10 protein-coding genes and 1 tRNA gene are annotated in these 11,679 nt (G+C 66.2%); 3 read left to right on the top strand and 8 right to left on the bottom strand.

What is annotated here, in order from left to right; genetic code table 11:
- Positions 1 to 43 precede the first annotated feature (43 nt).
- Positions 44 to 562, bottom strand: a complete 519-nt coding sequence (locus IP68_RS02810) for a GNAT family N-acetyltransferase (protein WP_054133442.1) — start codon at positions 560 to 562, stop codon at positions 44 to 46.
- Between the two features lie 160 nt (positions 563 to 722).
- Between IP68_RS02810 and IP68_RS02805 the strand changes: the two genes are divergently transcribed.
- Complete coding sequence (locus IP68_RS02805) at positions 723 to 1,514, top strand: DUF1499 domain-containing protein (protein WP_054133441.1); 792 nt, start codon at positions 723 to 725, stop codon at positions 1,512 to 1,514.
- Between the two features lie 10 nt (positions 1,515 to 1,524).
- On the opposite strand, the gene IP68_RS02800 is transcribed toward IP68_RS02805, so the two are convergent.
- Positions 1,525 to 1,968 carry a PaaI family thioesterase gene (locus tag IP68_RS02800; RefSeq protein WP_054133675.1) on the bottom strand — a complete coding sequence of 148 codons (444 nt, stop codon included), beginning with the start codon at positions 1,966 to 1,968 and terminating at the stop codon, positions 1,525 to 1,527.
- 141 nt (positions 1,969 to 2,109) lie between these two features.
- Here IP68_RS02800 and IP68_RS02795 point away from each other — a divergent pair, with 141 nt between their 5' ends.
- A complete protein-coding gene (locus IP68_RS02795) occupies positions 2,110 to 2,694 on the top strand; it encodes a superoxide dismutase family protein (RefSeq protein WP_054133440.1) in 585 nt (194 codons plus the stop codon).
- 24 nt (positions 2,695 to 2,718) lie between these two features.
- On the opposite strand, the gene IP68_RS02790 is transcribed toward IP68_RS02795, so the two are convergent.
- The 5 genes from IP68_RS02790 to IP68_RS02770 all read right to left on the bottom strand — a co-directional run bounded on the left by IP68_RS02790 (position 2,719) and on the right by IP68_RS02770 (position 7,254).
- Positions 2,719 to 3,525: a hypothetical protein gene (locus IP68_RS02790; protein WP_231683644.1), complete on the bottom strand. Its 807-nt coding sequence runs from the start codon at positions 3,523 to 3,525 to the stop codon at positions 2,719 to 2,721.
- 54 nt (positions 3,526 to 3,579) lie between these two features.
- Positions 3,580 to 3,655: transfer RNA gene (locus IP68_RS02785), tRNA-Thr, on the bottom strand.
- Between the two features lie 32 nt (positions 3,656 to 3,687).
- Positions 3,688 to 4,581: a hypothetical protein gene (locus tag IP68_RS02780; protein ID WP_054133439.1), complete on the bottom strand. Its 894-nt coding sequence runs from the start codon at positions 4,579 to 4,581 to the stop codon at positions 3,688 to 3,690.
- Positions 4,582 to 4,586: 5 nt separating this feature from the next.
- Positions 4,587 to 5,864: a serine hydrolase gene (locus IP68_RS02775; protein WP_054133438.1), complete on the bottom strand. Its 1,278-nt coding sequence runs from the start codon at positions 5,862 to 5,864 to the stop codon at positions 4,587 to 4,589.
- A gap of 70 nt (positions 5,865 to 5,934) precedes the next feature.
- Positions 5,935 to 7,254: a replication-associated recombination protein A gene (locus tag IP68_RS02770; RefSeq protein ID WP_054133437.1), complete on the bottom strand. Its 1,320-nt coding sequence runs from the start codon at positions 7,252 to 7,254 to the stop codon at positions 5,935 to 5,937.
- Positions 7,255 to 7,386: 132 nt separating this feature from the next.
- Between IP68_RS02770 and IP68_RS02765 the strand changes: the two genes are divergently transcribed.
- Positions 7,387 to 8,034, top strand: coding sequence for a PadR family transcriptional regulator (locus tag IP68_RS02765; RefSeq protein ID WP_231683642.1), 648 nt, complete (start codon positions 7,387 to 7,389; stop codon positions 8,032 to 8,034).
- A 33-nt stretch (positions 8,035 to 8,067) separates the two neighbouring features.
- Here IP68_RS02765 and putA read toward each other — a convergent pair whose 3' ends face one another.
- Complete coding sequence (gene putA / locus IP68_RS02760) at positions 8,068 to 11,553, bottom strand: bifunctional proline dehydrogenase/L-glutamate gamma-semialdehyde dehydrogenase PutA (RefSeq protein WP_054133435.1); 3,486 nt, start codon at positions 11,551 to 11,553, stop codon at positions 8,068 to 8,070.
- Positions 11,554 to 11,679: the final 126 nt, after the last annotated feature.

The following is an 11,679-nucleotide window of genomic DNA, read 5'->3' as shown; positions in this document are numbered from 1 at the left end:
ACGGAGGCTGCGCGATGCAAAGCCCGGCTCCCCCAATCATCCGTCACGTCAGGCGCCAGGGGCCCAGAATGCCCTTGGGCGGCATCACCGAATCGGGCCGTGCCAGCGCCAGCAGCCGGTGCTGCTCATAAGGGCCGGGCAGCGACCAGCCACCGGTCTGATCGGCGGAAAAGCCGAAGCGGGTGCCGTAATATTCCGGATCGCCCAGCAGCACGAGCGGCATCTTTTCGCCCACGCCCATCGCGCCGAACACTGCGGCCATCAGCGCACGGCCGATGCCCTGGTCCTGATGATCGGGAGCGACGCCGACTGGGCCCACCAGAATCATCGGATAGGCAAGACCGTCGGGATCGGTCAGCGCCACCGGCCAGCACTGGATGGTGCCGACCAGATAGCCATCTGCATCGATCGCGGCAAAGCTGAGCGCGGGCAGCGCCTCAAGACCATCGCGCACGCGATAGATGGTGCGCCCGGATCGCTCGGGTCCGAACACCTGGTCGAGAAGGTCGTCAACCCAGGCCGTATCGACCTGATCCAGCGGGATGATAGTGAATTCGGTCATCGTTCCAGACGGGTAAGCAAGAGGTCACAGAGCCTGCGCCCTTAGGCACGTGGCCTCTCCAAGTCGAGCGGCATTTCCCGCAGTGGTACAGCACCCCTAATCGAATTGCCAAAGCCGCCCGCCTTTCCTATGTGTGTCATACGGGCAACAGGGGGATTATATGCAGGCCATGGAAAAACCGCACGGATCGATCTGGCTGGCACGGCTGTGTCTGTTGCTGGGCGCGGGTTCTGTGGTGATGGCCCTGGTCGGCGCCATCGGTGCCGGGCAGGACTGGTGGGGCAAGCTTGAAGGCCTCAGCGTGGTCATGGCCGCTGTCGTCGTCGCGCTGGTCGCCTTGCTGTTCTCGCTCATCGTGCTGCTGCTCTATCGCAAGAAGGGCACAGCGATCCGCAACATGACGCTGATCGGCCTGGTGTGTTCGCTCGGGTTCCTGGGGGTCATCGGATACTGGGTCAATGTCGGCAGGAGCGTCCCGCAGATCCACGACATCACCACCAATCTCGACAATCCGCCCGAATTCCGGGTGCTCAAGCTGCGGCCCGACGATTTTGCCGATGTCCCCGGACGGGGCGAGGCGAAATATGCCGGAATGGATGCGATGGAGCGCTGGAAACTGCTGCATGGCGCGGCCTATGGCGACCTGCGCACGGTCACCGTGGCGCTGCCGGTCGAAAAGGCAGTGGCGCTGGCCGAGCAGGTCGCGCGCAAGCGCGGCTGGGACATCGCAGCGGTACGCCCCGACGAAGGTCGGCTGGAGGCGGTGGACACCGTGTCGCTGTTCCGGTTCAAGGACGATGTCGTGGTGCGGGTGCAACCTGGCCCTGGCGGGCTCACCAGCCAGATCGATGTGCGATCCGTTTCGCGAGTGGGGCGCAGCGATCTGGGCGTCAATGCCAAGCGGATCCGCGGTTTCCTGAAAGACCTGAAGGCTGCAGCGCCCAGGGGCTGACGGGCGGCGGCTAGCTCGCGCCCGCCATTGCCTTGCTGGAGGCCTGCTCGACACGGCTGCGCTCGGCAAGCATCAGCGTCGAACTCGCCTTGGCGAGCACCTTGCCTGAAGCATCGAGCAACTGGCCTTCGAAAAAGCAGGTGCTGCGCCCGCGCCTCTCGACCCACGCCTTGGCAATCACCACCCCGGGGCGAGCGGGCGCGAAAAAGCTGACCTTGAGCTCGAGCGACATGGGCACCACGTCCGGGCCCGTCATCGCCATCGCGGCATGCGCCATCGCGGCATCGATCCAGCCGGTGACGAAGCCGCCCTGTACGACTCCGCCCGAATGGCACATGTGCTGCCCCGCCTGATATTCGATCGTCGCACGGCCTTGCGGATCCATCTCGACAATGCGGACGAACCCCATGGCGGTGTTGAGGTCATGGGCGGCTTCGGGGGGTGTTGCGGTCATGGGGCTCCGTTCGATTGCGGTTTTTGCAAAGCCCAGCCAATCGCCAAATGCCGCGCATGTCAAACGCACAATGTCGCGCTGTTGGCGGAACCATGGCGAGACTGCCCTGTATTTACAGCATAGATAAGAGGAGCTTGTCCGATGATCCCGATCCGTTTTTCCCTCAGCGCGTCTGCGCTGGCCGGCGCCCTGGCGCTTGGCGCGTGCGGCAACGAGACGCCAGCCCCGGCACCCGAGCCCGCCGAAAGCGGCGATGGCACGCTCGCCATGGCAGATCCGGTTGCGCCTGTGATCGCCACCGCCAGCCTCAAGACCGCCGATGGACGAGATGCCGGAACGGTGACCGCGACCGAGCGCGAAGGCGGCATCCTGATCGCAGTGTCGGCAACGGGCATCGCGCCGGGCGAGCATGGCATCCATGTGCACATGACCGGCAAGTGCGATGGTCCCAAGTTCGAGACCGCAGGCGGCCACTGGAACCCCATGGGCGCCAAGCATGGCCTCAGCAATCCGCAGGGCTCGCATCACGGCGACATGCCCAATCTGACGATTGCCAGCGATGGCAGCGGCAAGATGGACTACACCGTCAAGGAAGCGGCGCTCGCCGAGATGCTCGATGCCGATGGCGCGGCGCTCGTGATCCACGCCAAGGCGGATGACCAAATGACCGATCCGTCGGGCGACAGCGGCGATCGCATAGCCTGCGGGGTGTTCGGCCGAGGCTGAGCTAACGTTTGGCGGGGTGCGCGCTCATGGCTTGCTGGTATAGTCGATTCGGATGCGCACCCACTCGCCCACCTTGGAAACGCCGCCGACCCTTGGCGGCCTCACCCGGAACTGCCAGGCCGCCGAAATGACCGCGCGGGCGATCCCCGATCCTTGCGGTGATTCGCCAAGCTGCACGCAATCTTCCACCCGAAAATCCTCGACTGTGCGGCAAGCGATCAGGCCCCAGCCGGGGCCTCGCGCCGTTGACAGATAGCCTGCCAGTTCATCCGCATAGGGTTCGCGATACCATGCGGCGGCATAAAGCGGCTCGCCATTGGGTCCCGATCCGCTGACCCGTGCGCTGTCGCCGGGCACGCCCTTGTCGGGCGGCCCATAGACGCGTCCGGGATTGGCCTTGGGCTTGGCGATCTGCGGCGCGGCCTGCGGACGGGCAGGTTGCGCGGACGGCATCGGGACGATGGCAGGAGGTACGACCGATGGCTGGGGTGCCACCACCGGGCTTGGCACTTCGGTGGGCGCGGCTTCGGTCTCCTGCGGCTGGGGCGATTGCGCGGCCTCCTGCTCGGCGGCAGGGCTTTCTTCCTCGACCTTTTCCTCGGATGGCTCGGGGCTCACCCCGAACACCGTCAGCTTCTCCTCTTCCTGCCGCGTTGCCGGCGGCGCGATCGAGAGCGACAGCAGCGCGAGGATGATCAGGATTTCGGCGAGCAGTGCAAAGATCACCCCGCCGGCGCGCTCACCCAGCCGGGAGCGCAGCCACGAGTGGGCGCGCAGATGCCAGGGCAGGGCTTCGGCAGGAGGGATCATCTTGGTCTGGGGCATGTCCATCAGCGGGCTTGTTCTCGTGCGATTACGGCCCCCCAGCCCCTGATCCCGCGCTTATGGTGCCGCTTGTCGGATTCGAACCAACGACCTACCGCTTACAAGGCGGTTGCTCTACCAGCTGAGCTAAAGCGGCGCTACAGGCGCGTTTGCGCCGCGTCCAATGCTCTATTTGACGCCAAAGGTCCAGCCTTCAGTGATACGGATGGCATCATCGAGCGCCGGCGGGTGCCAGAAGCTGTGCCACAGGCTTTCGTCGCGCGCGGCATGGCGCAGCCACGCCGCTGTCATCAGCGCATCGGTGCTGTGATCGTCATGCGCGATCAACGGGGCAGGGGGCGCAGCGCCCAGCTGGGCCAGCGCCTGATGCAGCCCCTCGGCATCGCGCACCTTGCTGCGCGACAGTCCGCGACCGGCTGCCCGCGCGGCGATGCTGGTATAGATTTCCACGATCACCGGGCCCCGTTCGGGCAATGGATCGAACGGCCACACGGGGATGCGCCCCGCCAGCCGGTGCAGCACGCGCATCCCGGTGAGGCTCGACTTGCCGACCTGCGCTGCGCCGACCAGGTTGAAGCAGCTTGCGCTGTTGGCCTGGCGGGTGCTGCGCTGATGATGCTCTACCGCGCGCAGCCGTCCGGTGCCTGCCGTGCCGAAACGGTCGCCGGTATCGCCCTTGCCATGGCGGAAATAACGCCGGGCCTGCTCGTGCGTCACAAAGCCCCCCGCCGCCAGATGGTCATCGCCATCGCACAACTGATCGACCAGCGCCCACAGGCTGCGCGCATCGGGCGGGCTATCGGACCATCCCGGAAAATAGCCGCCCGCATCGACGAACGGGAAGGTCGGGGACAAATCCATGCCGATCAGCATGTCGGTACCCGCATCGGCATGCGCGAGCAACCAGTCGAGCGCCGCGCCGCGCGACCAGCCCCGCTGCGGGCGCAGCAGCACCGGGCGCGCGTCAGCCTCCGCCGCGATGGTCGCGAGCGCAAGGCCCCTGGGACGTGCCACGGCCTGTCCCGACCAGTCGAAACAGGCGTAATGCTGGAAACGGCGCATTGCGGTCAGCGGATCTGCTTGAGTACCTCGGCGGTGAATTTGACGATGTTGAACTGATCGTCCGCGCCGTCATAGCCGCGCCGCACGATCACCAGATCGCGGCTGGGGATCATCACCAGATACTGGCCACGATTGCCGAACGCGGCGAACGCATCGGCAGGAACGCCCTCGCTCTTGCTCATCAGCCAGAAGCTCGCGCCATAGCCGAACGGGCCTTCCGGCTGCGGGCCGCTGGGCCTGGTCACATAGTCGCGCCAGCCTTCGGGCAGGATGCGCTGACCGTTCCAGCTGCCATCGTTCAGATACAAGAGCCCCATCCGCGCCATGTCGCGCGCGGTGGTCCAAACCTGGCTGGAGAGGATGTAATTGCCCTGCCAGTCGGTCTCAGCCCAGGTGCGCGTCATGCCGAGTGCATCGAACATCTGGTGCGGATGCAGATCGGGCGCGGCATCGCGCGCCGCCAGGGTTGCGAGCAGGATGTCGTTGTTCGAGTAGCGAAAGCTGCTTCCCGGCTGGTGCAGCATCGGCCACAATGTCGTCCACTGCCGCACCTCGCCCGCGCCCATATAGACCGCATCGGTGCGGTTACCTGGCGAGTCGCTGACGAGGCCACTGCCCATCCGCAGCAGATGATCGAGGGTGATGCGCTTGCGCGGATCGCCCGCGACGTTCCATTCGCGCACCGGCACGTCGGGAATGTTGAAACCCTTCTGGCGGACGAAGCCGACATAGGTTCCCGCGATCGACTTGGCGACCGACCAGGTGCGTTGCGCAGTGTGCATGTCGTGCCCGGGCTTGTAACGCTCCTGCACGATCCGGCCCTTGTGGACGATCACGACACCGCTGGTCTTGCCACCGAACGCTTTCGCCTCGAACGCACTTTCCACCAGAGTGTCGAACGGCGTGATCATCATGATCCTCGGATCGCTGGCATCGGCATCGCCCATCGGCCAGGCAAGCGCGTCGGCGCTGCCGGGGATCGCCCGCTCCAGCGCCTCGGCGGGAAGGCGGGTGCCGTCGCTGGTCCAGCCAATCGGCATCGATGTGCAGCCGGTAACCGGATTGTGCCGGGCAACGCGCGGCGGCATGTCCTCGGCAAAGGCCACGCTCACCTGATGCGCGGGTTCGTCGATGTCCGCCTTCAATGTCGGCACGATCGCGGCGACGTGCGGATAGATCCCGGTGAGTTCATCCGCCTCGATATCGGCAAGCGTCTTGTTGCCGTTCCACAAGCCGGAACACACGAACTGCGCCTTGTAGCCGGCGGCCTGCGCGCGATCCATGCGCGAGGGTTGGATAGGCGTCGCTTGTTGGGCAACGGCGGGGGCCGCCAATGCCAAGGCGAGGGCAAGACTAACTGCGATTGTCTTCACGCATTTTCTCCCATGTGCGCATCCGCTCGGCAATGCGCGCTTCATAGCCGCGTTCGACCGGTCGATAGAACTGCTGCGCGTCCATCTCTTCGGGCCAGTAATCCGCGCCCGAAAAGCCCTCGGCCTCGTCGTGGTCATAGGCATAACCCTTGCCATAGCCGATGTCCTTCATCAGCTTGGTCGGGGCGTTGAGGATGTTGGGCGGCGGCATCAGCGATCCGGTCGCACGCGCGCTTTTCCAGGCGGCCTTTTGCGCGGCGTAGATCGCGTTCGATTTGGGGGCGGTGGCGCAATAGAGGCACGCCTGCACGATCGCCAGTTCGCCCTCGGGTGACCCGAGAAACGCATACGCATCCTTGGCGGCGAGGCATTGCACCAGCGCCTGCGGGTCGGCCATGCCGATGTCTTCGCTGGCAAAGCGGGTGATCCGGCGCAACACGTAGAGCGGCTCCTCGCCCGCCACCAGCATGCGCGCGAGATAGTAGAGCGAAGCCTGCGGATCGGACCCGCGCATCGCCTTGTGCAGCGCCGAGATGAGGTTGTAGTGACCCTCGCGGTCCTTGTCGTAGACCGGCATCCGGCGGTGCAGCAGCGCGGCGAGCCCCGCCGGATCGAGCGGCGCATCGATCCGCACCGTCAGCAAGGTCTCGACCTGGTTGAGCAGGAAGCGCCCGTCGCCATCGGCCGAGGCGATCAGCGCGGCGCGGGCGTCGTCGGTGAGCGGCAGCGAGCGTCCGGTCAGCGCTTCCGCGCGCGCGATCAGTTCGCCCAGCGCCGCCTCGTCGAGCCGCCGCAGAATGAGCACCTGACTGCGGCTGAGCAATGCAGCGTTCAATTCAAACGAGGGGTTTTCGGTCGTTGCCCCCACCAGCACCACCGTCCCGCGCTCGACGAAGGGCAGAAAACCATCCTGTTGCGCGCGGTTGAAACGGTGGATCTCGTCCACGAACAGCAAGGTGCGCTGCCCTGCGCCTGCCATCTTTTCGGCCTCGGCAAAGGCTTTCTTGAGGTCCGCGACGCCGGAGAACACCGCCGAGATCGCGACAAAGCGCATCCCCGTCGCCTCGCCCAGCAACCGCGCCATGCTGGTCTTGCCGGTGCCGGGCGGTCCCCACAGGATCATGGAAGACAGCTTACCGGCCGCGACCATCCGTCCGATCGCACCTTCCGGACCGGTCAGGTGATCCTGGCCGATGATCTCGCCCAGGTTCGCCGGGCGCAGCCGGTCGGCCAGCGGCGCATCGGCGGCGGGCCGGCTGTTGCTGGTGGCGGGGGGAAGGGCTTCGAACAGGTCGCTCATCGCAGGAACGCTAGCGGCTGGCGGGGGCAGGGGGAAGGGGATGAAAAATGCACTCGTCGCAGATCAGCTCTTGTCAAACTGTATCTAAGATATATCTTAGAGCCATCGAGACACACAGGAGATAGATTCGATATGAGTATGCGTTTCAAAATGGGCGGCGGTCCGCGCGGATCGGGCAACCCCTTTATCGCAATGAGCTTCGGACGCGCCGGTGGCCGTAGCTGGGGCGGAGACTGGGACTTCGGCAACTGGAGCTTCGATGGTGGCGGCCGGGGTGGCCGTGGCGGCGGCGGTGGAGGCCGCGGTGGCCGGGGCCGCAGGCGGATGTTCGACAGTGGTGAGCTGCGTATCGTGCTGCTTGCGCTGATCGAAAAGGAGCCGCGGCATGGCTATGACCTGATCAAGGCGATCGAGGAGATGACCGGCGGCGACTATGCGCCCAGCCCCGGCGTGGTCTACCCCACGCTCAGCCTGCTGGAAGATGCAGGGCTGATCGCCTCTGTCGAAACCGATGGCGCGCGCAAGGCGTTCCGCATCACCGATGCCGGGATTGCCGAGCTTTCCGACAAGCGCGACGAGGCCGACGCGCTGCTGGCGCGGTTGTCCGAGGCGGGCGAAGAGCGCGAGCAGCGCGCAGGTGGCCCGCAGATCGGCCGCGCGGTAGGCAATCTGATGGCCGCGATGGCGCATCGCCTGGCGAGCGGTGAGACCGATGCCGAATTCAAGCACCGCGTTGCCGAGATCCTCGACGAAGCCGCGCAGAAGATCGAGCGACTTTGACTATCTCCCCTCCCGCTTGCGGGAGGGGAAAGATCACGCCAGCAGCGACACATTCCCGCCCGCTGCGGTCGTGTCGATGCAGACATGCCGTTCATGCACGCATCGGGCGGCGTAATGTTCTTCGGTGAACAGCGGCAGGATCGCGCCGTCGCGTGCGGCGAGCGCGATGCGGATGGCGCGCTGGTCATCGGGTGTGCTCCAGGCTGCCACCGCGTCAAAGCCGCTGATCAGCGCCAGATCGCCGCGTTCGATGAACCCGTCGATCGCGTGCGGCCCCCTTGCGCCCGGCACCACGATCAGCGCAGCACAACCTTCCGACTGCGCCGCCTGCGCCTGCTGCATCGCGGCCTCGACCGTCGGCCCCAGGCACAGGATGCGGCCTCGCGCATAGGTCGACAGCACGTTCGATTCGCCGGTGGGCCCGGGCATCGTCATGCTGTCCAACGGCAGCTCGGTGACACGCGGCAGGGCAGTCAGCGCCGCTTCGACCTCGGCACGCGATGCGATCCGGGTCAGCGGCGGGAGCGCATTGTGCGGACCTGAAGCCTCGGCGAAGCGCGGCAGATAACGCGGCCCGCCCGCTTTGGGTCCGGTGCCCGACATCCCCTCGCCACCGAAAGGCTGCGCACCGACCACCGCGCCGATCTGGTTGCGGTTGACGTACATGTTGCCCGCGTGAACACGCGACGTGACATGATCGACACGGCCATCGATTCGGGTCTGCAGCCCAAAGGTCAGGCCGAATCCGCGCGCGTTGATCCGGTCGATCAGCGCGTCGATCTCGCCGGCCTCGAAGGTCGCGATGTGCAGCACCGGCCCGAAGATTTCCTCGGCTAGGTCGTCGATGCCACCGACCGCAATCGCCGCGGGGCCTATGAACCAGCCGTTCGCCGGAGCCTCGAGCTGCTTGAGCAGCCGCCCGTCGCGCTGGGCTTGCTCGATGTGCGCGGCGATCTTGTCGCGCGCATGCGGATCGATCACCGGTCCGACGTCATTGGCAAGCCACCACGGGTCGCCCAGCGACAGCGCGTCCATCGCGCCGAACAGCATTTCCTTGAGCGGCTCGGCAATATCGCGCTGCACATACAGCATGCGCAGCGCCGAACAGCGCTGGCCCGCCGACTGGAAGGCGGAGGCGACGATGTCGCGCACGGCCTGTTCTGGCAAAGCGGTCGAATCGACGATCATCGCGTTGAGGCCGCCGGTCTCGGCGATCAGCATCGCATCGGGCGGGCAGTGCTCCGCCATGTTGCGGTTGATCGCCTGCGCGGTGGCGGTCGATCCGGTAAAGCAGGTGCCGGCGATTGCGCCATCCCCGGTCAGCGCGGCGCCCACCACCCGGCCCTGTCCGGGCAGCAGCTGCAGCGCGTGGTCGGGGACGCCTGCCTGATGCAGCAGCCGGGTCGCCAGATGCGCGATCAGCGGGGTCTGTTCGGCGGGTTTGGCGAGCACAGCATTGCCCGCCGCAAGCGCCGCTGCGATCTGGCCGGTGAAGATTGCCAGCGGAAAATTCCATGGCGAGATGCAGCTGATGATGCCGCGGGGTGCGAGCGCAGGGTTGGCCAGCGCCTCGGCCGCGTAATAGCGCAGGAAATCGACCGCCTCGCGCAGCTCCGCGATCGCATCGAGCGCGGTCTTGCCTGCTTCGCGCGCCAGCAGCGCGAATATCTCGCCATGGTGCTCTTCGAGCAGGTCGGCGGCGCGGTTCAGGATCGCGGCGCGGGTCGCCACCGGTGCAATCCACGGGCGAGCAGCCGCAATGGCGGATGCGGCCTGGTCCGCGGTCGCATCACGCACTGTGCCGATCTGCGTGTCCGGGCTTGCCGGGCTGAACACCTCGCGGGCATGGGTGGCGGCGCTGGGCGCTCCCACGATCAGCGGCGCGGCGTGCCATTGGGTCTGTGCAAAGGCGCTGCGCGATTCGAGGAACGCGTTGAGGTCGGCGCGGTTGGCCAGATCCCAGCCGCGCGAATTGATCCGCGCCGGGGCATAAAGCGCCTGCGGGCGGATGATCCTGGCATCGGCCTCGGAGCGCGCGGCCTCTAGCTGCTCGAACGGGTCGGCAGCGATCGCCTCGGCGGGCACGGCGTGGTTGGCGAGCTGGTTGACGAACGACGAGTTGGCGCCGTTCTCCAGCAGGCGGCGCACCAGATAGGCGAGCAGTTCGCGGTGCTTGCCCACAGGCGCATAGATCCGCGAGCGGACCTTCTCGTTGCGCAGCAGCGCGCCGTGCAGCGGTTCGCCCATACCGTGCAGCCGCTGGAACTCGAAATCGTCGCGGTTGCCCGCCATCTCGAGGATCGCCGCGACACTGTGCGCATTGTGCGTGGCGAACTGAGGATAGATGCGGTCGGTCAGCTTGAGCAATTGCGCCGCGCAGCAGATGTACGAGATATCGGTCGCAGCCTTGCTCGTGAAGACCGGAAAATCGGGCACACCATCGACCTGCGCGCGCTTGATCTCGCTGTCCCAGTATGCGCCCTTGACCAGCCGAACCATGATCTTGCGATCGAGCGACTGGGCAAGGCCATAGAGCCAGTCGATGACGAAGCTCGCGCGTTTGCCGAACGCCTGGACGACGACGCCAAGACCGTCCCATCCGGCCAACGAAGGATCGTTCATCACCAGCTTGATGATGTCGAGCGACATGCCCAGGCGATAGGCTTCCTCGGCGTCGATATTGAGCCCGATGCGCGCATCGCGTGCGGCGCGGGCGAGCTCGAGCACGCGGTCGGCGAGCGCGGGAACGCACTCGTCCGCCTTGCTCATCTCGTAGCGCGGATAGAGCGCGGAAAGCTTTATCGACAGGCCCGGATTGGTGCGCATGTCGTCGGTTCTGGCGGCAGCGGCGATCGCGCGGATCGCGTCCATATAGGCGGCGAAATAGCGGTCGGCATCGGGGAAGGTCAATGCCGCCTCGCCCAGCATGTCGTAGCTGAAGGTCGCGCCCTCGTCGGCCCATTTGCGCGAGCGCTTGAGTGCTTCGTCCATGTCTTCGCCGAGCACGAACTGGTTGCCCAGCTCCTTCATAGCCCGGCGCACGGCGGCGCGGATGACCGGCTCGCCCAATCGCTTGATTGCCCCGCGCAGCGCGTCGAGCGGCCCGCGGCTGACCGATCCTTCGAGCACCGACTGCGTCATGCTGAGCGCGAAGGTGCTGGCGTTGACGAGGCTGTGTTCGGATTTGCCGAAATGTTCGCGCCAGTTGGCGGGTGAAATCTTGTCCTCGATCAGGTCGTCGATCGTCTCGGCGTCGGGCACGCGCAGCAGCGCCTCGGCCAGCGTCATCAGCGCCAGCCCCTCGTCGCTCGACAGGCCGTATTGGCCCAGGAAGCTCTCCATCAGCGTGGGGCCAGAGGCTGCGCGGACATCCTCGACCACGCGCACCGCGCGCGCACGGATGCGGGCGCGCAGTTCGGGCGACGGGGCATAGCTCGCGATCAGATGGTCGAGCACCGCACCTTCATCGGCCCGGTGATGAGCGCGCACGGCATCACGCAATGCAAGCAGTTCGGTCATGGCTAAAGCCTTGTCTGGGGAGGACGTTGTGGGTTCGCCCATACAGCAATTTCAGGGGTTTTGAAGGGGTGTGATTGCCTGCGCCTCTCCCCTCCCGCTGGCGGGAGGGGCAGGTCCGGCCTGCCA

The organism is Blastomonas sp. AAP25, assembly GCF_001295965.1.
Classification (GTDB): Bacteria; Pseudomonadota; Alphaproteobacteria; order Sphingomonadales; family Sphingomonadaceae; genus Blastomonas; species Blastomonas fulva.
Note: the sequence above shows the minus strand (reverse complement) of the source record. Positions and strands in the feature narration are given on the sequence as shown.